Genomic DNA, 20443 nt, shown 5'->3' with positions numbered 1-20443 from the left:
CGGCCTCCACGATCGGCGCCCTCGGCCCCGGCTGAGCAGAGCAGACCGTCCCGATCCCGGCCCTCGAAGTTCCCGATCCCGGCGGGACGGCAGTCTCGCGACAATCGGGACACTCTTGGTGAGAATGCATTTCGTGAAGAACGTGACCCCACGTGGTCCGACGGCGACACGCAGATCCCTCCTGGTGGCCGTACCGGCCGTCGCCGTCGCGCTGGCCGTCGGCGCGGTGGTTCTGGACGTCCTGAACCGGGAGGTGAAGGCACCGAGCGGCATCGACCCCGGCTGGACGTTGGCACTGACCGGCCTCGCGCAGGTGATCCCCGGTGTTCTCCTGCTCCGGCGGCTTCCCCGGCACTCGGTCGCCTGGGTGCTGACCGTCTCCGGCCTCGTCTGGGTCCTGGACGGCTTCGCCGCGGCCTGGACCACGTACGCGGTCCACGTGTCGCCGGGCACGCCGGGCGCGTCGGCCGCCCACTGGTTCTACGCCCGGTTCGGCGCGACGTTGCTGCTCGGGCTGCCGCTGCTGATCCTGGTGTTCCCCGACGGGCGCCTGCCGAAGGACAGGCTGTGGCGCCGGCTGTCCGTCGTCAGCCTCGCGCTGACCGCGCTGCTGCCGACGGTGATGATGGTGGTGCCGCAGGCCGTCCTGACGCGCTACCTCGCCACGCCGCTGCCTCCCGAGATCGCACGGCTCGCGTCCGACCCGTTCGGCGTCGACCTGCCGTACGGCTTCTGGCATCCGGCTCTGAAGATCGCCTACACCGGGATCGTGGTGAGCCTGGTGGTGCCGTTCACGGTCATGGTGCGCCGCTACCGCGCCGCCGACCCCGACCGGCGGGCCCAGATCCGCTGGCTGATGTGGGCCGCGCTGGTGGACATGTTCGTGCTGCTGCTGGGGTACATGCTGCCGCCGGAGCTCTCCGGGGCCACGCTCGGTCTCGCGATCGCGCTCACCTCCTCCGCCGTGGTGGTCGCGGTGACCAAGTACCGGCTGTACGGCATCGACCGGTTGCTCTCGGCGACGGCCCTGTACGGCATGCTCGCCGCGCTGGTGATCCTGGTCGACATCGCCGTGTTCACCGTCGTCGGCACCGTGATCGACGAACGCAACGCCGCGCTCGCCGCCCTCGTGATCGTCGCGGCGGTCTACATGCCGCTGCGGACCTGGCTGATGCGGGTGGTCCGCGTGCTGGTGCGCGGGTCGCGGGAGGACCCGTACGCGACGGTCTCGACGCTGGCGAAGCGGCTCGAACTGGCCACCGACCCGCGGGAGCAGCTGGTCGCGGTGGCACGGACGCTGGCCGAGGCGTTCCGGCTGTCCTACGTGCGGGTGGAGATCGAACGCCCGGGGGGTGAGCGCTCCGTGGTGGAGTACGGGTCACCGCGAGGGCCGTCGCTCTCACTGCCGGTCGCGTACCGCTCCGAGCTGGTCGGGCGGCTGGTGCTGTGCCGGACCGACCTGACCGAACGGGACCAGCGGCTCCTGGGCGACCTGGTACGGCAGGCGGCCGCGGCGGCACGCGCCTCTGAACTCAGCACCGACCTGCAGCGCATCCGCGCCCAGCTCGTGGTCGCCCGTGAGGAGGAACGTCGCAGGCTGCGGCGCGACCTGCACGACGGGCTGGGACCGAACCTCGGCGCGGTGGCGTTGCGGATCGAGACCGCCAGGAACCTGACCCGCACGTCACCCGGTGAGGCCGAGCGCATCCTCGACCGGACGGCCGCCGAGGTCGCCACGGTCGTGGCGGACATCCGGCGCATAGTGCACGACCTGCGTCCGCCGGCACTCGACGAGCTGGGCCTGATCCAGGCGGTCCGGCAGCAGGTGGACCGTTTCCGTCCGAGCGGCCTTGAGGTCGTCGTCACCGGCGGCGGGGCGCTCGGCGCGCTGCCCGCCGCGGTGGAGGTGGCGGCGTACCGGATCGTGTCGGAGGCGCTGACGAACGTCGTCCGGCACGCGGGCGCCTCGCGCTGCGACATCGCTCTGAGCGTGCACGAGGGGGTCCTCGACGTCCTGGTGCGCGACGACGGCGCGGGAATCGGGGCGGACGTCACAGCCGGTGTGGGGATGTCCTCGTTGCGGGAACGGGCGGCCGAACTCGGCGGCGACTGCGAGATCGCCTGCCTGGCCGACGGCGGAACGCTGGTCCGTGCGAGACTTCCGCTGGAACAGGTGGTGGAGGTGGAGGGTGTCCCATGAGCCGATCCGGGTGTTCCTCGCCGACGACCACCCGGTGTACCGCGAAGGCCTGGCGGCGCTGCTGAGCTCGATGTCCGGCATCGAGGTGGTGGGCATGGCCGGTACCGGGCTGGAGGCGGTCGAACTGGCCACGGAGACACAGCCGGACGTGGTGGTCATGGACGTCAGGATGCCGGGACTGGACGGGATCGAGGCGACCCGGCGGATCTCCGCGCACAGCCCGCACATCGCGGTGGTCGTGCTGACGATGTCGGAGGAGGACGCCACCCTGTTCGCCGCGATGCGGGCCGGGGCGCGCGGCTACCTGCTGAAGGGCGCCAACCAGGCCGAGATCGGGCGCGCGATCACCGCGGTCGCCAACGGTGAGGCGATCTTCGGTCCCGCGGTCGCGCGCCGCGTGGCGGAGTTCCTCACCAACGGGCCGACGGCGTCGGGTGATCATGTGTTCCCGCAGCTCACGCCACGCGAACGGGAGGTCCTGTCGCTGCTCGCCGCGGGAAGGTCGAACGCGCAGATCGCCTCCACGCTGTTCCTGTCGCAGAAGACCGTGCGTAACAACGTCTCGAACATCTTCGCCAAGCTGCACGTCGCCGACCGGGCCGAGGCGATCATCCGAGCCCGCGACGCCGGCCTCGGCCACTGACCTTCCCGGTTCAGAGCCTGACCCGGTGGGTCTCGTACGCCCAGATGGCGATCTCCACCCGGTTCCTGGCGCCGAGCTTGGCCATCAGGCTGGCGATGTGGGTCTTGACGGTGCTGAGCGAGATGTGAAGCTCGTCGGCGATCTCGTTGTTGGTACGTCCCCGGGCCACCGTGACGAGGATCTGCTCCTCACGCTCGGTGAGCGCCTCGACGGGACGGGCGGGCGGCGCGGCGGGCCCGGCGTGCGCGAAGGCGGTGAGCAGACGGGCGGTGACGCTCGGAGCGATGAGGGCGTCACCGGCCGCCGCGGTGTGCACGGCCTGGGAGAGCAGTTCGGCGCCGGCGTTCTTCAGCAGGAACCCCCTGGCCCCCGCGCGCAGCGCCGCGTAGACGTACTCGTCGAGGTCGAAGGTGGTGATGACCACGACGGGGATCGGGTCCTCCACGGCGGGCCCGGCGAGCATCCGGGTGGCCTCGATGCCGTTGAGCACGGGCATCCGGATGTCGAGAAGGCACACGTCAGGCCGGATCCGCCGGGCGAGGTCGACCGCCCGCCGCCCGTCCGGGGCCTCGCCGACCACCTCGATCCCCGGCTGCGCGTTGAGGATCATCGCCAGTCCGGTACGGACGATCTCCTGGTCGTCGGCGACCAGCACCCGGACGCTCACCCGGTCACCCCGGTGCGCGGTAGTACGGCGGTGACGCTCCACCCCCGGTCGGGATTGGGGCCCGCCACACAGGTCCCCCCGAGGAGGTCGGCCCGTTCGATCATGCCGGTGATCCCGTAACCGGGTGTCCCCGCGGGGCGGACGGGATCGCCGTCGTCGCTCACGTGCAGACGGACCGAGGTGTCGCCCGCGCTGATCCGGACCAGGACCCGGGTGGCGTGCCGCGCGTGCCGCCGGGCGTTGGTGACCGACTCCTGGGAGAGACGGTAGATCGCGGCCTCGACGGAAGGGGGAAGACCGGCGGTGTCCCCCTCGACCTCCACCCGGACGGACGGCCCGGACCGCCCCGGACCCTCCAGCTGGGAGAGGTCGGCGATACCGCGCCCCGGCTCCAGGTCGGCGGGTGTGTTCCGGCGCAGGACGTGAACCATGGCGCGCATCTCGGTGAGCGCCTGGGCCGCCTCGGCCTCGATCACCCGCAACGCCTCGGTTGCGGCGTCCGGCTGGGAGGCCGCCATCGCCAGTCCCGCCTGCGCCCGGATCGCCATCGCCGAGACGTGATGGGCGACGGTGTCGTGCAGATCCCGGGCCAGTTGTTCGCGTTCGAGCAGTTTGACCTGGTCGAGTTCCCGCGTCCGCGCCCTCGTCCGGTACCGGAACGCGGCTCCCACGGCGACCACCGAGAACACGACGGCGAACGCGGCGGCCGTGTCGGCGGGACCTCGGTGGTCCACGACCACCGAGAACGCGGTCTTGACGAGGATGACCGCCAACCCGACGATCGCCTCCCGCCCGGACCCCCACCGGAACAGCGCGTAGGGCAGGAGGAGCAGATAGACCATGGTGTTCGACTCGGGGGAGACCCCGCCCGTCAGCACCTGGGCCACACCCGACAGGCCGAACGCGATCACGATCATCGGCAACGGCCGGGTGCGGCGCCACAACAGGGTGGGCACCAGCCCGGCCGCGAGGCCGACCGAGACGACCCGCGAGGGCATGTCCGGCCGTACCACTCCTTCGAGCAGCGCGACCGGCAGCAACACCCCCACGAGCACCCAGTCTCGCCACACCCGTCGTGGCGCGTCGGGGGAACGGGGCTCATGCCACACGGAGCGAATAAGGCCGCGCACGAAGTCATGGTACGAGAGCCCGCACCCCCCCCATAATCAGCCCAAAGTACGAGACATTTCGCTCACCGGATTGGTAGGCGCCGAAAGCGTGCGGAGCTCTAGCGGGGACCGGGTCGTGCACGTGGTGGAGGCGGGGTCCACCACGTGGAGGAGGCGCACCGCCCCCGGCCTCCCGTACCTTCTACCCTGTTGTCCTGCTGAAAGACCGGAGAATCCAGTGGCGATCAGGTTGGTCATCGCGGACGACCAGGCGATGATCCGCACCGGGCTGCGGCTCGTCATCGAGACGGCGCCGGGCATCGAGGTCGTGGGGGAGGCGGCCGACGGCCGTCAGGTTCTCACCGTGGCCCGTCAGCTGCGGCCGGACGTCCTGCTGATGGACATCGCCATGCCGGGACTGGACGGGCTGAGCGCCGCCAGGCAACTCCTTGAGGATCCGGAACCACCCAAGATCATCATGTTGACCACCTTCAACACCGACGACAACCTGCACGCCTCACTGCGCGCGCGGGTCCACGGCTTCCTCCTCAAGAGCTCACCGGCCGAGCAGCTCATCGAGGCCGTGCGCGTGGCGGCGGCCGGAGGCGCGGTCATCGACCCCGCGGTCACCCCGCGGGTGATCGACTCGTTCGCGACCCAGCCCCAGCCGGTCCCGGCGCCCGAGCTGGCCACGCTCACCCCACGTGAGCTGGAGGTGCTGCGGCTGCTCGCGGACGGGATGTCCAACCCCGAGATAGCGCGGGACCTGCGCATCGGCGAGGTGACCGTACGAACCCACGTCGGGCACATCCTGCGCAAGCTCAGCCTGCGCGACCGCATCCACGCGGTCGTGTTCGCCTACGAGGCCGGAGTCGTACGGCCGGGCAGGGGGCGGGACGACGTGAGGGACGGGTCGTGCTGACGCGACTGCTCAACGGCCGACGTCCCACCTGGCCCGACCTGCTGCTCTCCCTCGCCGTGACCGTGGCCGGGCTGGTGGAGTCCTACGGCCGTCAGGGGGCCGGATACGGCCAGATCGAGAACCCGGTGACGATGGCGGCGGGGGCGATCGTCTCCGGGGTGCTGCTGCTCTTCCGGCGCGCGTTTCCGATGACGGCTCTCCTGATGCTGACCGTGCTCGGCTTCACCATGCAGAGGACGACGAACCCGGAGTACTACGCCGCGTGGCACTTCTACTCGACCCTGATCCTGCTGCACAGCGTGGCGAGCGCCGCCGAGCTGCGCAGCCGCCGGGGGATCGCCGGGCTGTTCTGCCTGTTGATCGCCTACGGCCACCTGCAGACCCTGAGACTGGTGGACATCCCGGAGGTCCTGATCAGCGCGATCTTCGTGGGGGTGGCGTACACCAGCGGCATCCTGCTGCGCAGGCAGATGGACCGGACGGCACGGCTGGCCCAGCACACCACCCGCCTGGAGATGGAACGTGAGGAGCGGGCCCGCTGGGCGGTGGCAGAGGAACGCGCGCGGATCGCCCGCGAACTGCACGACATCGTCTCCCACAACGTGAGCCTGATGACCCTGCACGTGGGCGGGGTACGCAGGATGCTCGGCGACGACCGGGAAAGGGAACGCGAACGCACCCTGCTGCTCGGCGTCGAACAGGCGGGCCGGGAGGCCGTCGCCGAGCTCACGCTCATGCTGGGGATGCTGCGGTCCCTGGGTGACGGCGACGTCCCCGCCCCCCAGCCCGGCCTGGACCGTCTGGACGAGCTGATCGCCCAGGTCCGGGAGGCGGGGCCGCGGATCGAGCCGCGGATCATCGGAACCCCGACGCCCCTGTCGTCGGGGTTGGACCTGTCCGCCTACCGCCTGATCCAGGAGGCGCTGACGAACGTGCTGAAACACGCGCGCGCCTCCAACGTCGACATCACCATCGCGTACGGCCCCGCCGAGCTGAGCATCCTCGTGATCAACGACGGGGCGGACCCCGCCGCCGGCGACACGGCCCGCCGTCCGCCAGAGGGCGGACACGGCCTGATCGGGATGCGGGAACGGATCGAGATGCACGGTGGCGAACTGTCCGTCGGCCCCATCCCGGGCGGGCACTACCGGGTGTTCGCGAGGTTCCCGCTCGGCGACCCGGTGGGGGTCGGCTGAACCGGCTCTCCCGACCACTCCTCGTCGCTCATGCGCAGCATCCTGAGCCCGATGACTCCGGCACCGGCGATGTAGAGCGCCCCGCCCGCGATCGTGCCGAACGGGAAGATCGGCCCCGTCAGGATGCCGGCCAGCATCGCGAAGGGAGCCCACCACGGCCCGCGCCGGGCGTAGGCCAGGGCCAGCCCGAGCAGGAGCAGGCCGACGAGCCCGACGAACCCCGGGATCTGGAACGCGTACCGGGCCCCGGGATCGGTGATCGCCTGGTCCGCGAGCGCGGCGCCCTGCGCGGCGGGCAGAGCCCTTTCGAGATACGAGTAGAAGAAGTCGCCGAGCATCAGCCCCGAGAAGTTCACGACGCCGAAGAACGCGAGCCCTCCGGCGATGTGCCCGAAGACGACGCCACGCCCCCGGATCAGGTGGACCATCCCGACGATGCCCGGGAGCAGCAGAACCCAGCTCCAGTGGAGCAGCGAGGCGCTGACCGAGACCTGCTCCGGATATCGGCCGTAGACGCCGACGGTGTCACCGCCCTGTCTGAGCGCCGGGTCGGCGACGACGGCCACCACATAGAGCAGCGGCGCGACGACCAGGCTGAGCCCGGCCACCGTTCTGCGAAAGGCGCGGGGATCCGCGAGCACCGACATTGACCTTCCCCTTCCATGAAGACCGCGACGAACAGGGCGGTCAGGTTGGGAAGGTAGGCGCGGAAACCACCGGGCGTCGTCCTTCTGAGGACCGACCGGCACTCCTCGCCCGAGCGGAGCCGTACCCACGCCCACCTCCACACGACGGCGTTCGGCTCAGTTCACGGCCGTCCACATGGGGTCCAGGAAACGCGCTCGACCTCGCGGGTGCCGGTACGACAGGTGCACATGCCGTAGGAACAGCAGGTCTCCGACCGTGTCCGCCAGAGGGCCGTCCTCGCCCGCGGCGCATAGCAGAGTGATGATGTCAACGAAGAGATCGGGGAACACCCCCACCAGACGCGGGCGCCGACCGGCGGTCGTACCGCGCACGGTACCCAAACGCCTTCTACCGCGACCCGGGAAGACGGCGGCGCGGACCACTTAGTGGAGGGCCTGTGCCAGTTCTGCGGCCCGGGAGGTGACGGCCTGGACTTCGTCGAGGGAGTGGACATGCGCATAGAGCGTGTCGAAAACCTGCTGGGACTCCTCGAAGGCCTCTGTCTGCTTACGTGTCTCCGGTGGCGCGATCACAACCTGAAGATCCACGTCCGGTGAGATGGTGCTGGTCCGGCCCAGCGAGTCGATGACTCTGGCATCCTCGCCTCGGCGAAGTCGCTCCAGGGCATAACCCCACGCCTTCACCTGGAGAGGAACATCTTCAACCTGCGCAAGCCGGAACGACCAGGTTTGCGTGAGCTGGACCACTCGACCGTTCGCGATGGCGAAGTCAACCGGGGTGTGAACTCGTGCTCCGACGTGGATCTGGACCTTTGCCCGGATGTACTCCTCCGAGATCAAAGCGGCCCGGAACGCCTCTCGGAGATCGCGATGTAGATCACGCTTAGTGACCGAGGGGTGTTTCGACGCGGACACGGGGTCGATGATGAGGTGCTCGAAGACGAACGCCAGCGCCTCTTCGGCGCTGTGAGCCAGCAGGGGCGCCGGTTCGCTGAACTGCACCACATTGCGGTGATCGCGGTGAAGCTTGAGCAGCCATTCCTCGCCCAGGGGCTCGCCGCGATCCTCCAGTAGAGCCGTGCGACTTCTGTCGATCTCCTCGTCCAGATGGATCAGTTGACTGATCGCGGTTTCCAGTGCCGCAGTACCGGCGAACTTCCGCGCACGGTCCAGGTTGCTGATCTGCCTGATCGTCCAGTCGCCTGTCACCGGATCGCCGGCGACCGCTCCGACGTTGACGAACTCACCTGTGCGTGGGTCCGGGAGACAGCGGACAATCGAGTAAACGTAACGACTCATTGGACCGACCTCCCTTCAGATCAATGCTCGCAACCTGGCGGCTGTGGTGGGCGCCCGGCGTTCCAGGAACCAGCCGAGTGCTTCCAGATCGTCGTCGCTCACTGGCCACGATGCTGGCACGCCACGCACAACCTTGACGAGAGCATCGCGACCTATTCTCTCAAGCGCGGCCGACACTTCGTCGATCGCATCAGGGTCGAGTCCACTCGGGGGGTCCGGCAACTCATTTGGCTCATCGACGCTGAGCTCCAGGTATGCACGACGGACAGTCCCGTCGTTGGGAGGCAGATAGAGACCGTGGTCGTGGCTGTAGATCGAGCGGTCGTTGCTCAGATCGTGCAGCCACTGAGGGTCTGACCCGAAACACCAGTCGTAAAGGGCGTAGACACCGACCTGACGTCTACGGTTGTCATCCTGAGTCCGGCTGGTCAGCTGTGGCCGAGTCTCGATGGCACGGTCCAGTGCGAGACAGGCGTGAGCGATCCCTGGCTGGAGCTTGCCGAACGGCATCGGCCAACCCGCGAGATCATCCGGGATGCGGATCAGACCGCTGTCACAGACAGGAGCCCCGATGAGTCGTCCCACCTGGGCGACGACGTATTCCACGGCTAGAGATCCGCGAGCATGTTCAGGACAGCCTCCCAGCGCCTTCACGAAATACCTGCGGTTGTCACTGCCGATCACGGGAAACGGGCTGGCGAACGACTGGCCCATCGCACTACCTGTCAAGGCGCGTACGGTGAGGGCGTCGAAGTCGTCGTGGCGGCCTGTGACCAGGCTCGACCACTCGCTCAAGTCGACCATTGGCCCTCCTGCCTGCCGTCCTGCCCGACCGGCAGAACCATAGAGGATCACATGTGTCTTCGTACGGGCAGCGGGAAATATCCAGGAGATTCGCCAACATGAGAGGAACCATCCTGGTCGTCCCCGAGCGCAACCTGCCTCCTCACGCGTGAGGTCGGGTTATGGGTGAACTGGGGCAGGCCCGGCCGAGTGGATGCCGGTGGCGCGGATCCCGGAGATCACCGCCTGCGGGACGTTTGGTTGTCGGGGACGTTGATGGACCTGTATGCGGCGTGGAAACGGACGGTTGGGGACACGTCTGATTGCTGTGAGAACGCCAATGTGATCGTTTCCGGGTGGGTCCGGCAGGGGACCGATGTCTGACCAAGGAAATGCCTGGATCCGGCCTCCGAACCTACGGACCGGAGTTCGCCCTGGCTCTGGCCCGGTACGCCCGTGTCGCCATCTGGGCGCCGCAGGTGCGGGCGTCGCAGTAAACCGCGGCCTGGTTGCGGGAGCGGTCGTAGTAGCCGAGTTCGCAGGGCGGGTTGCGGCACGCCTTCACCCGGCTCCACGTCCCGCGCAGGGCCAGCTCGGCGGCGGACGCGAGCACCCGGGCGAAGGCGCCCGCCGTACCTCCGGCGACCGGGCACAGCGCGGCGTCGAGGACGCCGACGACGGGACGGACCGGATACAGCTCCCCGAAGCGCCGCAGGCGGTCGACGTCCTCGTCACGGACCGGGGCGCCGGCGTGTGAGAGCAGGACGCCGATCAGGGCCTCGCGCAGTTCGCGTGCCGCGGCCAGGTCGGTCGCGGTGACGCGGACCCCGGAGTCCGCCAGCCCGGCGGCGGCCAGCCAGTCGCGGAAGGACTCGGTGTCCGCCAGGCGCTCCCGCTCACCGCGCAGCGCCCGGGTGTTGACGAAGGCCAGCACCAGTTCGGCGGCAGGGGAGGGCGTCAGCGGGCTGCCGCCCGTCGTCGCGGCGGGTGCGGCGGGCGCAACGGTGGACACAGGGGCAGCCTACGGGCTCGTCGGCAGCGGTGTAATGTCATGAGCTAAACCATTACGGTAATGACGAACGTGCGGGCTTCCGCCGTCGACAGGAGGCTCCGTGACATCGTTTCCCGACTTCGGCGTGGCCGGGCGGGTCGCCCTCGTACTCCCGGGACGGCCGCGGCACTGGCCGACCCGGAGTTCGAAGCCGACGTGATCGAGCGCATCGCGGCCCTGCACCGCATCGGAGAGCCCATGGAGGTCGCCGGGGCGGTGCTGTTCCTCGCCTCGCCGGCCGCTTCGCTGGTCACCGGGCACACGCTCGTCGTGGACGGCGGCTGGACCGTCCGCTGAACCCCGTCCTGTTCCCTCGGAAGGAGAGACACGTGGAGGGCACGCCCGATCCGGTCACCAAGAACGGTTACGAGTTGGAGTTCGAGGACGTCTTCGACGGCGATCGCCTCGACGAGAACCGATGGGTGCCCCGTTACCTGCCCCAGTGGACCACCGGTACGGCGTCCCTCGCCCGGTACCGGGTCGGCGGCGGCCTGCTGCGGCTCCTGATCGAGGAGGACCAGCCGCCGTGGTGCCCCGAGGCCGAGGGGGAACTCCGTGTCTCCTCCCTGCAGACCGGTCTCTTCGCCGGACCCGTGGGCAGCGGCGTCGGGCAGCACGGCCGCGGGCCCGGCATGGTCGTCCGCGAGGCGCAGGCCGACGTCAGGCTCTACACCCCCCGGTACGGCCTCGTCGAGATGCGGGCCAAGGCGACCGACGACCCCCGTGCCATGGTCGCGCTGTGGATGATCGGCTACGAGGACGAGCCGGAACGTTCGGCCGAGATCTGCGTCTGTGAGATCTTCGGCAGGGACGTCCGGCCGGACGGCGCGCGGATCGGCATGGGGCTGCACCCCTTCGGCGACCCGGACATCACCGACGATTTCACCGTGGAGTCCGTACCCATCGACGCCCGTGACTTCCACGTGTACGCGGCCGAGTGGACACCCGGCCGGGTGACCTTCCTCATCGACGGGGAACGCGTCAGGACCGTGCCCCAGTCGCCGCGCTACCCGATGCAGCTCATGCTCGGCATTTACGAGTTCCCCCGTACGGGCCCGGAGCCGGCACGGCCGTATCCACGGGAGTTCACGGTCGACTACGTCCGCGGCTACCGTCCCGCGGCCGGGTGAGGCGGCCGGCACATCGACTCGGCCGCTCGCTCGCCGGTCGTGAGGGCGACCGGGCGGAGCACCGGTCATCGGTCGGCACGGCCGGCCGATGACCGGCACGGCCGCTCAGCTGGCGACCATCGCGAAGAGGCCGACCAGGAACCCGGCCGCCGCCACCAGGCAGACCCGGCCCGCCACCCGCCCCACCAGCTCGTCCAGGTACCAGATCCAGAGCCCGCCACTACACAGGGCCAGCAGGAACCAGAAGAACGGCAACGACGCCGCCACCCCCAGCACGCCCCGAAGGCTGGCCCGGTCCCCACCGGCGTTGATCTGGGCGGGATAGACCGCGCTGCTCTCGGCCCACGAGAAGGCCTTGACCATCACACGGTCACCGGTGGAGGCGTAGGTGAAGACCCCCGTGCAGGCCCGCAGGCTCCTGCGGCCGCTGCCCGAGCGACACTCGGTGACCAGCAGCGTTCCGGGCTCCCCGACCAGACCGGCAGACAACGCGGCGTTCATCAGACTCGTCACCGCCTGGTACCCCAGATACCCGACCATGAGGGTCGCGGACACGGCGATGCACGCCGTCCAGAGATGAGAACCCAGAGAGTCGCGCTTGCCGTACTTCGAACGCCGTGACGACAGCCGCCTACCGGGTGTCGGTCGGCCGGAACGCCGGTACTGGCCACGCGAACGAGGTTTCCGCATGAGAGCACCATGTCGCCCCGTGCTTGCGCCCGGGTTGGAGTTCGCTGGTGCGCACGTTCGGCACAGCGGAGGCGCACGGCAAAGGCGCATGGTCGCGACTGCGGCGGGGGTCTCGAACCCGGCCCGGCAGGTCAGCCGGGAGTGACCCGGTCACGGTCCCGCACCCCCGCCTGTGGCACGCGCTGGGCGGCGGCGTACACCGGTCCGCGTACCCGCTGCATCACACCCGCAGGAGGCAGGCCGGGAATCGGATGCCGGGCCGGGTCGAACCGCATCGGCGCCGCGGAGTCCGGTAGCGGCGGGCCGGTCAGTTCCAGCAGGCCGAAGCGCCGCCAGGGCGTCAACGGACAGGCCACCACCAGGTCCAGCACCAGCGGTTCACGCTCAACCGCCAGTGCGAGCTCGTCAAGGTCGGCCCACGAGGCCCATGACGACCGCGCGACGGCGCCGAGCAACACCTTCCGGTTCCGGCCGTCGAGGGCGAACGACAGCAGCGAGCCGTACATGCCCGGCCCCCACCGCCTCGTGGGCCGCAACGCACGCCGGCCGAGGACGGTGTGTCCCGTGGTGGCCAGCAGCAGGTCGCAGACACCCTCGCCCGTGTCACCCGGCAGCCCGGCCGCGGACCAGCGGACGGCGAGGCCGAGGATGTCCGGCAGCGGCGGCGGCAGGCCGGCCGCGCGAGACAGGCGAGCCACCCCGGTCAGGGTCATGGGCTCGTCCAGGAAGGCGGCGCCCATCTGTGGAGACACGCCCCGCAAACGCAGGGTGGCGTGGAGAACGAGCCCGTCAGGGTGCAGCGGCCTCCCGTGTCGCAGTCGCGCCGCCTTCTCGGAGACGGCCGCCAACCCAGCGCCGACGGCGCGGACAACCCGGTCCTTCACGCGTCCCGCCACCTTCCGTCACCTGACCGCGCGCCGGTCACGATCGGTGTGACAGCGGCCTTCCGCGGCCTCTCTGATCCGTGCCTACCCCTCACAACCCCCTCGAAGCCGCCTCGGCCGGCACCCCGTACGCGGCCCGGCCCCTGGGACAGGGCTCCCGCCGGTCCGGCCCTCTTTTCGCGGCACGGCCACCATGGACGCCGTCCGGAAAGCAGGTTCACGACAGTTATTGGTTCTAACTTTTCCTATTGCTGCTTACTGTTAATCGTTATATGGTCTAACGGTCGCTAGTGCTGATAGCTCGACTGGTCGACCCGGTCGACGAACAGAGGAGAAGGATGTTCCGTACTCGCTCGGCCACCTCGCGAACCCCTCGCCGCCGGAGCGGCACGCGCGCCGCCCTGCTCGCGGTTCCGCTGACCGTCGCCGGTGTCCTCGGCGCCACCGCCGTGCCCGTCCAGGCCGTCACCCACGATCACGGCACCGGCCCGGCCTCGCTGACCTGCCAAGGCAGAGGTGTCGACCCGGCCGCCAAGGCCCGCTACCGGACCGAAATCCTCATCCAGGCGCCGCTCCGCACGATCTGGGATCTGCAGACCGACGTGGAAGACTGGCCCTCCTGGCAGAAGCCCGTCGCGCCCATGACCATAAAGCGTCTCGACCCGGGTCCACTGCGCGAGCGCTCACGGTTCCGGGCGACCGTTCACCTGCCCCCCAACCCCCCGTCCCCGCCCTCCACGGTGGTCATCACCTCCACCGTCCGGCAACTCCAGTACGGCAGATGCATCCGCTGGACCGGACCCGCCGACGGCGCCGGTTTCCACATCGACGGCATCCACGTCTGGAATTTCGTCAAGGTCCCCGGCGGCGTCCTCGTCCGCACCGAGGAAAGCCACACCGGCCCCCAAGCCGACCCCACCTCGGACATGGGCCTGGAAGCCTGGCTCAACGATCTCAAGACCGCCGCGGAATCCGGCTCCCACAACTGACCGGACAACAGTCGGCCCCGCTGGTTCACCTCGTGACCACCGATGCCTCCTTCATGACGCACGGATGGGTGAGGACCGGAGTCGTCCACGCTTCGGCCCCCGCCCGAGGTCGTCCCCGCAGCCCGGCGCGGGAAGCCTGAACGCCTCGCCCGGGGAGGATCGGATGTGTGTCCCACTATGGACGCTCGCTCGCTTCCCCCCATGGCCAACCTCGGCGGGCGTCGCCAGGGGCGGTTTCCAGGAGCTACGGCCGCAGGTTCTCGCACTCATCGGAGACCGGCTCCGACCCCGCTCAAAGACCGGACAGCCGAGCAGGCACTGAAAGCCGCAGAGGCGTGACAACCGGCCAGGCGAGCAGCTGATTCGGGTCCGATCCAGCGGGCGCCGAAGCGGGACCATGCAGCCGAAATATGAAGAAATGCAAGCTCCCCGCCGACGCCGATCGATGATCACCTTGAGGTGTTCTCCCACCCACCCGACCGAGGAGAGTCCCCGTGAAGATCCGCCGATTACCAGCCGCAGCTCTGCTCGCGGCGGCACTGGGCACCGCCGCCCTGGCGGGCGTCACATCCGCCACCGTGGCCAGCGCCGCACCCGCCACCCCGTCCGGTGCCGAACCCGCCGTCGCCCCGACGCTGCCGCCGGACTGGTACGAGAGAGGCCCCTTCGCCACCTTGGAGATCTGCAAGGCACGCCTGCAGAAAGAAGCCGAGAACGGCGGAATCAACGGGGCACGCGCCTGCCACTACGAGGACCGGCCGTACCAGTGGCAGGACGGCTATTACTACGCCGTCTACATTCCCTGAGCCTGACAGGCGCGCCTCGGCCACCAGCGCGGGGCACGCCGCCCACTCGGCCCTGGGCGGGGCCGTCCACAGTGCCTTCCGTGCGGCGTGGTCGTCCACACCCCGCACCACCTGAAGACCACCGGTCTGATCACGCTCGCCGACAAGGGCCGCCTCGGTGCCGGTGAGCACGTCCGCGTGCCGTACAAGGACGGGAACAGGCCCGTCTCGCAGAAGGGCTCCAACTCCACCCACGCCAGGCTTCGTGACCCCGGCGAGCGGGTGAACACGCAGCCGAAGGCCTGGCGCGTCCCGCGCTGCCGCCCTCTTCGCGCAGGTCAACTCGTCAAAGGATCATCTCGCCTCAACTTTGTGAAGCGAGACGAAAAGCTCCGTGTATGTTCCGGATCTTGGAATGGGGTGTCGCGGCCGAAGACCTCGTCAACTCACGTTTTCCGCCAGAGCGCGCTTCGTCACCATGGCCCGCAGCGAGAAGCACGATGCCTGGACGGCGAGGCAGGACATCAACCCCGTCGGTAGTTTCTGATCATGTCCGATGCCGACCTCACGCCCCTCCGCGTCACCCACCGTGTGGGGCTCTCCCGCGAGACCTCCCTCCGCATGCGCACATGGGCGAAGGCGAAGGGTTACACCGTCAGCTGGCGTGGCCGGGTCGCACAGGAGGTCATCGACGCCTTCCTCACCGCCCATCCCGAGGTTGTCGAGCAGGCGAGAACGTTCGAGATGGTCCACGCCACCGCGAGAACCCCCGGCCCGTCGCCGGAGGACTACGCGTGGGAGGGGAACAGCCGGCTCGGGGACGTCTACACGATCGTCTTCGTCCGTGGGCTCGACGAACACGAGGTGCTGCGCCGACTCGGCGCCGCGGACGAGGACATCCGGCTGATCGAAGACGGGGACCACTCCTGTCCAGAGGGACCACAGATCGTCACCGTGAGGCGAATCGGGGACTGGACCGTCGCGGTCGAGGACTGCGGCTGGCGCGGAGCACGACGAGAGACTCTGGTCGCCCTGTCACGCGACGGCGGAGAGGTCGTGACGGTGCATCGGCATGACTACGCCCGGCACCATGTCGCCTATGCCGTCGACGGCCGGCTCATCACCGACATCAACCCGGGATTTCCCATCGACAGGTGGGGTACGGACCCCGACCGGCTCAACCACCACCTCCGCGAACTGGGCATCGATCCGACCGCCGAGGACAGCGTCGACAACCCCATCCCGGCGGCCCTGGCCCTCGCCGGCCGCATCACCGGCGTCACGATCAACCCCCACCACCTTCACCGCCCCATCCTCGGCGCCACTCTCTGACCCCTGGCGGTGTCGAGACCGTTCCGCCCATGTTCCGATCTTCATGAGCCAAGGGCGTCAGCGGTAGGGATGGAGGTGGCCGGTGGATTCCATCAGAGCCGAACTCCAGGTCAGGCACTATCGGTCCGGTAGTCGAAGTACACGGTGAGGCTTGGCCAGTCGCCGTCCTCGGTGATCTCGTTGTGCATGATCACGTCGTGGACTTCGACAGCGCCCAGTTCCTCGATGGAATCTGCGACCCTACGAAGGAGCGCGGGCACATCTCCTTGCTCTGGCCCCTTCGGGTTGGCCTGGGAGAAGTGGTGCATGGTCCAGGTGCTTCGCTCGGACATCCCCGGCCTTCCTCTGATCGCTGCGCTGTACCGCAGCATAGAGAGCATGCGGTTGTTGCGAGCCTTCCCTGGTGGGGAACAGAGCCATCGGGCGGCCTTGGCATTGGTCAGGCCGGGACCGTGGTCGCCGAACTTGCCGGCGAGGGCGCTTTTGCGCATGAGGACACAGGAGATGACGCGCCGGTCGCCCGGTTCCATGCCGTAGTCCAGGGCTTCGTCGGTCCACATGATGGCCTGGGTCTGTCATCACGGATGAGGGACATAGATTCCCCGTCGATCTTGACGCTCGGCGCGAAGCGCATGGGACACAACAGTGCGCCAGGATCTGACCGAGTCGGGCCGTGGCGGTCTCAGGCGGCGGCTTCCATCGCCTGGTCGGCGAAACGGAGAAGTCCGGCGATCCGGCGGTGGCAGTCGGCCGGGTCCTGGCGTGAGAACGAGGAGCCGCTCCAGAGACCGTCGGGAGTGAGGAATCCCGGGGCGTGGTCCGTGCCCAGCGTCTCGTCGAGGTGGAGGAGGCCGCCGAGGACCCAGTCCTGGTCGTAATGGCAGTCGCGCTGCGGCAGGTACCTCTCCAGGTAGGCGGTGAGAACGCCGGCGTCCTCCGGTTGCCCGAATCGGGTGATGGCGAAGCTGTACCCCTGACCGGCGTAGACGAGGCCGCTTTCCAGGAGGAGGTCGGCCAGGATTTCACGGAACCGGGTACGCCGGTCGAGGCCGATGAGCCACGCCGCGGCGAGCCGCTCCCGCCAACCGGAGAACTCTCCCCGTCGAAGCATGCGTTCAAGGTCGGCGTCGGTGATCTGCCGAGCGTCGTGGCCCAACGAGCGGAGGAACCTGGTTCGCTCCTGGTCGGCCAGGTCGACGAAGTTGCCATGCAGAAGATCAAGGTAACGGGCGGTCTCATGCTCCGGCGCGGCGACCGCGTAGCGCTCAATGACCTCGACCGTCAGGTCGTCTGTCGGATCAGCCATGGACACATCCTGGCGTGCGAGGCAAGAGCCCGATGATCACTCGGGAGTCCTTGTGGCCGGTGACGGGAGCCGGCCGACGGAACTCATTTCCGGGAGCGCCAACGGGGTGCTTCTTTTTCGATGGCTGGAGTCCTCGCGATCGACTCCCCTTCGGCGCGGGTCGGCTCTGCACCGAGTACGGAAACCAGGTTGGCATGCACACCCCTCGCCACGCTGTTGGAGAGGGCTACACGGTCGTCCGCCCGGCCCGCATCGAGTCCTCCAGAGCGGAGGCATGCTGATCGCCGTCCGACAGGTGTGGGACAGCACCGAAGGCGACGACGCCCGGCTGTGTGCGGTCGTGACCGAACCGGTGTCGCTCATCGCCTACCGGCTGGGCCACCACGCCGGAACCGTGACCGGCCACCGCCAGGGTCTGCGCTTCCGCCCCCGCTGACGATGAGCCCGGCACCCGGCACGCCACGGCGCCCCTGTCCTCCTGGGCAGGGGCGCCGTCATGAAGTCACGCAGCCGCTACACCTGGACGCATTTCTTTGCGTCGGCGAAAACGCGCTTCCCGTCAAGTGTGCGCAATTTCGCGCAGCTATAGGTCGCGTTCCAGGAGGTGACAGTGATCACGTTGGGACCGGGCGCCGGGTCCGCGGTCCCAGTACAGTCCTCTCCGATCAGCCACAAGAAGTGGAAAAGCGGCTCCCCGCTCTCCCACCTCCCCTGAGCGCAAACGAAATTGGAGCTGGCGGAGGCGGCGGCCGGGATCGCCGCCAACGGGGAAGCGAGAACCACGGCGGCAGCAGTGACAGCGAGGCGCTTGATCAAGGACATGGGGGTGCCCTTCCACGGAGGAGGCTGGCGAGACCGTTCGGGGAGCGCCTCGAAGGTAACCCGGGAGAGCGGTCCCGCTCCCTGGCCAGAAGCGGACAACGGTGAACGTCGCGTTGACGGCCTCGACGCGACGCCGCAAAACCTCACCGGGATCCTCCGCTGCCCGTTCGGGGCGCCGTCGCCTTTCCCGTCTCTCCCGCACGAACCCCACTGTGGCCGCGACCGCAGCAGGAGCGGACACCACGAGAATCAGCCAGATCGGCTCTGAACTGTACTTCTGGTACACGGCCACGACCGAAAGCCGGCAGGAACACGGCGTGGCGCACGGCACCGTCCGCCGCCCCGGTGCCGCGGAAGGTCATCGTGGGGAGACGTCCGGCACCCGTGGTCTCCCCCAGGCGTGCGATCGCCCCTACGGATTCCACGGGGGCCGGGAAAAAGAAGAACCCCCTGCTGGGCAAGGGGTTGAAGAGTAGGGCGCCTGGGACTCGAACCCAGAACCTACGGATTAAAAGATCGCCCTCAGGCCGTTCCGGACGGTTCAATGCAGGTCAGAGGGCGTGAGTGGTCCATCTTGAACGGCTCTGAACGCCCCTGTATTGCAACCCGAAGTGCAACCCCGGTGTCCGATGGTCCAGAGCTGAGGACTGACCCGCGTGACCGTCTCCTCGTCGAGCTGACCAGCTTCGCATAAACAGGCGAACCAAACACTTTGCTGACAGACATCGGGCAGCTTACAATATCGGGGCCTTATCCATGAGATGGGCCGCGTGAGTCAACCATGGTTGCCACGCCACCGCGACTTCCCCGCGGCGAATTTGGATACTACCCAGGCGGAGCTATGTCCTGATCGACGTCGATCAAGGACTCCTGGGTAGGCAGAGCCGATAAGGGGAAACCGTGAGCGAAACCTCCCGCAGAATGCTGTTGATCTTTGTCGCCATGCTCATTGGAGTCATCGTTGGCGAGACAACAGGCATCCTCGTCGCCATCGACGAGGGAAGTGTCTCCCGGTGCTTCATTGCTGGCGGTGGTGCGTTTGCTGGAACAGTGGCACTGCTCCTAGGGGTGCTTCACGCCCTCAAGCTGTTGTAACGCAAAAGCTATAGGATACAAAATCCGCACTTCAAGATCTCCTGCTTGTGCCAAGCCGTTAGCGAATCCTCCGGAAAGTAATCCTTCCGGGGGGTTCGCTGGCAAGGCGCCTAGAACTTGATACCAAAAACCACGGATTAAAAATGGAAGGCGCTTCTTGCCCTTCGTGACGCTCTGACCTGGCGCTTCAGGTGCTGCCACACCCTCTCCGAGACTGATCGTTCCGCGCATACTCCGGATCTTGGAATCCGGCTCCTCTACTGGGCTTGGCACACTTAGGTATCGCCACCATGGTGTCAGGATGAACCCTGACCAGCCACGTTACCCGGTGGGCCGGGGCTGAGGAACGAAGCCCTGGACCTTCGATCGCCCCCAACACCCTACGGCGGCCAGCCACAGTCAGGCGATCGGGAGACCCGCATCGCTACGGCGGCATCCAAATCTGCGCCATACCGCATTAGCAGCTCGGATCTCAAGCGTCCAGATCCGTTCAACCTGGATTGCGATGGCTCGGCGGTCCATCCAGAACGGGGCGGGATGGCGGCGAACTGCAACCAAAACTGCAACTCGATGCACGGTGATCACACGTGTGGCCTGGCGCAGTGCCGAGTCGACTGGGCTGGCCCCCGGCCTGCTTCCCTTCCTCCTCGTAGCTGCCGATCCCCGAGGCCGGGTCTGGCCGGGGCAAGGGGCAGCGGAGCCGATCGCGTAGCGACGCCGTAGGCGCTCTTGAGGCGGTGGGCACGGCCGGGACTTTTGGACAGCGAGGAGGACAGAAGCTACCGGACTGCGAGTAGATACTGAGGATGAATTCCCGGGGTTAGGTCAGTTCGAGGGTCAGGCCGGTCTCGGCGAAGAAGCCGTCGATCAGATCGGGCCGATATTGCATGCGT

At 68.4% G+C, this 20443-nt stretch carries 21 protein-coding genes; 11 read left to right on the top strand and 10 right to left on the bottom strand.

The features are described from left to right. Nucleotides 1-133 precede the first annotated feature (133 nt). On the top strand, nt 134-2200 hold the full coding sequence (locus ACIBVQ_RS24145; RefSeq protein WP_399180064.1) for a histidine kinase: 2067 nt from the start codon (nt 134-136) through the stop codon (nt 2198-2200). Then, nucleotides 2190-2843, top strand: a complete 654-nt coding sequence (locus ACIBVQ_RS24140; protein ID WP_352015986.1) for a response regulator transcription factor — start codon at nt 2190-2192, stop codon at nt 2841-2843. The genes ACIBVQ_RS24145 and ACIBVQ_RS24140 overlap by 11 nt, the downstream gene beginning before the upstream one ends. A 10-nt stretch (nt 2844-2853) precedes the next feature. Here ACIBVQ_RS24140 and ACIBVQ_RS24135 read toward each other — a convergent pair whose 3' ends face one another. Then, the gene (locus ACIBVQ_RS24135) at nt 2854-3510 is read right to left on the bottom strand and encodes a response regulator transcription factor (RefSeq protein WP_362778303.1); all 657 of its coding nucleotides are present in this window, start codon (nt 3508-3510) and stop codon (nt 2854-2856) included. Then, entirely contained in the window at nt 3507-4640 is a 1134-nt protein-coding gene (locus tag ACIBVQ_RS24130) for a sensor histidine kinase (RefSeq protein WP_399180062.1), read from the bottom strand. Before ACIBVQ_RS24130 ends, ACIBVQ_RS24135 begins: the two co-directional genes overlap by 4 nt. A 217-nt stretch (nt 4641-4857) precedes the next feature. On the opposite strand from ACIBVQ_RS24130, the gene ACIBVQ_RS24125 reads away from it, so the two are divergent. Continuing rightward, nucleotides 4858-5541, top strand: coding sequence for a response regulator transcription factor (locus ACIBVQ_RS24125; RefSeq protein ID WP_362913755.1), 684 nt, complete (start codon nt 4858-4860; stop codon nt 5539-5541). Further along, complete coding sequence (locus ACIBVQ_RS24120; RefSeq protein ID WP_362913757.1) at nt 5535-6737, top strand: histidine kinase; 1203 nt, start codon at nt 5535-5537, stop codon at nt 6735-6737. Before ACIBVQ_RS24125 ends, ACIBVQ_RS24120 begins: the two co-directional genes overlap by 7 nt. On the opposite strand, the gene ACIBVQ_RS24115 is transcribed toward ACIBVQ_RS24120, so the two are convergent. The 4 genes from ACIBVQ_RS24115 to ACIBVQ_RS24100 all read right to left on the bottom strand — a co-directional run bounded on the left by ACIBVQ_RS24115 (nt 6686) and on the right by ACIBVQ_RS24100 (nt 10478). After that, nucleotides 6686-7384, bottom strand: a complete 699-nt coding sequence (locus tag ACIBVQ_RS24115; protein ID WP_362778296.1) for a hypothetical protein — start codon at nt 7382-7384, stop codon at nt 6686-6688. The two genes, ACIBVQ_RS24120 and ACIBVQ_RS24115, sit on opposite strands and share 52 nt — an antisense overlap. A 423-nt stretch (nt 7385-7807) precedes the next feature. After that, a complete protein-coding gene (locus ACIBVQ_RS24110; protein ID WP_362778291.1) occupies nt 7808-8683 on the bottom strand; it encodes a DUF3037 domain-containing protein in 876 nt (291 codons plus the stop codon). 15 nt (nt 8684-8698) lie between these two features. Beyond that, nucleotides 8699-9487: a hypothetical protein gene (locus ACIBVQ_RS24105; RefSeq protein WP_399180059.1), complete on the bottom strand. Its 789-nt coding sequence runs from the start codon at nt 9485-9487 to the stop codon at nt 8699-8701. Nucleotides 9488-9881: 394 nt separating this feature from the next. Beyond that, nucleotides 9882-10478 carry a CGNR zinc finger domain-containing protein gene (locus tag ACIBVQ_RS24100; RefSeq protein ID WP_399180057.1) on the bottom strand — a complete coding sequence of 199 codons (597 nt, stop codon included), beginning with the start codon at nt 10476-10478 and terminating at the stop codon, nt 9882-9884. A 60-nt stretch (nt 10479-10538) separates the two neighbouring features. Here ACIBVQ_RS24100 and ACIBVQ_RS24095 point away from each other — a divergent pair, with 60 nt between their 5' ends. Next, a complete protein-coding gene (locus ACIBVQ_RS24095; RefSeq protein WP_399180055.1) occupies nt 10539-10814 on the top strand; it encodes an SDR family oxidoreductase in 276 nt (91 codons plus the stop codon). A 32-nt stretch (nt 10815-10846) separates the two neighbouring features. After that, the gene (locus ACIBVQ_RS24090; protein ID WP_399180053.1) at nt 10847-11647 is read left to right on the top strand and encodes a glycoside hydrolase family 16 protein; all 801 of its coding nucleotides are present in this window, start codon (nt 10847-10849) and stop codon (nt 11645-11647) included. A 105-nt stretch (nt 11648-11752) separates the two neighbouring features. Here the strand turns inward: ACIBVQ_RS24090 and ACIBVQ_RS24085 are convergent, their stop codons facing one another. Next, nucleotides 11753-12202, bottom strand: a complete 450-nt coding sequence (locus tag ACIBVQ_RS24085) for a hypothetical protein (RefSeq protein ID WP_362913769.1) — start codon at nt 12200-12202, stop codon at nt 11753-11755. Between the two features lie 266 nt (nt 12203-12468). Next, nucleotides 12469-13221 carry a hypothetical protein gene (locus ACIBVQ_RS24080; RefSeq protein ID WP_399180051.1) on the bottom strand — a complete coding sequence of 251 codons (753 nt, stop codon included), beginning with the start codon at nt 13219-13221 and terminating at the stop codon, nt 12469-12471. A gap of 338 nt (nt 13222-13559) precedes the next feature. Between ACIBVQ_RS24080 and ACIBVQ_RS24075 the strand changes: the two genes are divergently transcribed. From ACIBVQ_RS24075 to ACIBVQ_RS24065, 3 genes are all read left to right on the top strand, one after another. Beyond that, a complete protein-coding gene (locus ACIBVQ_RS24075) occupies nt 13560-14210 on the top strand; it encodes an SRPBCC family protein (RefSeq protein WP_399180049.1) in 651 nt (216 codons plus the stop codon). Nucleotides 14211-14704: 494 nt separating this feature from the next. Next, the gene (locus ACIBVQ_RS24070) at nt 14705-15016 is read left to right on the top strand and encodes a hypothetical protein (RefSeq protein WP_399180047.1); all 312 of its coding nucleotides are present in this window, start codon (nt 14705-14707) and stop codon (nt 15014-15016) included. A 528-nt stretch (nt 15017-15544) separates the two neighbouring features. After that, complete coding sequence (locus ACIBVQ_RS24065; RefSeq protein ID WP_399180045.1) at nt 15545-16327, top strand: DUF6461 domain-containing protein; 783 nt, start codon at nt 15545-15547, stop codon at nt 16325-16327. A gap of 110 nt (nt 16328-16437) precedes the next feature. On the opposite strand, the gene ACIBVQ_RS24060 is transcribed toward ACIBVQ_RS24065, so the two are convergent. Then, entirely contained in the window at nt 16438-16887 is a 450-nt protein-coding gene (locus ACIBVQ_RS24060) for a hypothetical protein (RefSeq protein ID WP_399180043.1), read from the bottom strand. 122 nt (nt 16888-17009) lie between these two features. Beyond that, nucleotides 17010-17633 (bottom strand): DUF6000 family protein, encoded by a 624-nt coding sequence (locus tag ACIBVQ_RS24055; protein WP_399180041.1) that lies wholly within the window; start codon nt 17631-17633, stop codon nt 17010-17012. 274 nt (nt 17634-17907) lie between these two features. On the opposite strand from ACIBVQ_RS24055, the gene ACIBVQ_RS24050 reads away from it, so the two are divergent. Further along, nucleotides 17908-18069, top strand: coding sequence for a hypothetical protein (locus ACIBVQ_RS24050; protein WP_386191787.1), 162 nt, complete (start codon nt 17908-17910; stop codon nt 18067-18069). A gap of 1286 nt (nt 18070-19355) precedes the next feature. After that, entirely contained in the window at nt 19356-19550 is a 195-nt protein-coding gene (locus tag ACIBVQ_RS24045) for a hypothetical protein (protein ID WP_399180039.1), read from the top strand. The last annotated feature ends 893 nt before the right edge of the window (nt 19551-20443 follow it).

Origin of the sequence: Streptosporangium sp. NPDC049376 (assembly GCF_044466505.1) — a bacterium.
Lineage (GTDB): Bacteria > Actinomycetota > Actinomycetes > Streptosporangiales > Streptosporangiaceae > Streptosporangium.
This window is presented reverse-complemented; position numbering and strand designations above follow the sequence as displayed.

Bases quoted from the DNA above. Each gene is read 5' to 3' on its own strand.
- ACIBVQ_RS24115 (WP_362778296.1), bottom strand. From the start codon at position 7,384: ATGTCGGTGCTCGCGGATCCCCGCGCCTTTCGCAGAACGGTGGCCGGG.
- ACIBVQ_RS24110 (WP_362778291.1), bottom strand. From the start codon at position 8,683: ATGAGTCGTTACGTTTACTCGATTGTCCGCTGTCTCCCGGACCCACGC.
- ACIBVQ_RS24105 (WP_399180059.1), bottom strand. From the start codon at position 9,487: ATGGTCGACTTGAGCGAGTGGTCGAGCCTGGTCACAGGCCGCCACGAC.
- ACIBVQ_RS24095 (WP_399180055.1), top strand. From the start codon at position 10,539: ATGACGAACGTGCGGGCTTCCGCCGTCGACAGGAGGCTCCGTGACATC.
- ACIBVQ_RS24075 (WP_399180049.1), top strand. From the start codon at position 13,560: ATGTTCCGTACTCGCTCGGCCACCTCGCGAACCCCTCGCCGCCGGAGC.
- ACIBVQ_RS24065 (WP_399180045.1), top strand. From the start codon at position 15,545: ATGTCCGATGCCGACCTCACGCCCCTCCGCGTCACCCACCGTGTGGGG.
- ACIBVQ_RS24060 (WP_399180043.1), bottom strand. From the start codon at position 16,887: ATGTGGACCGACGAAGCCCTGGACTACGGCATGGAACCGGGCGACCGG.
- ACIBVQ_RS24055 (WP_399180041.1), bottom strand. From the start codon at position 17,633: ATGGCTGATCCGACAGACGACCTGACGGTCGAGGTCATTGAGCGCTAC.
- ACIBVQ_RS24050 (WP_386191787.1), top strand. From the start codon at position 17,908: ATGCTGATCGCCGTCCGACAGGTGTGGGACAGCACCGAAGGCGACGAC.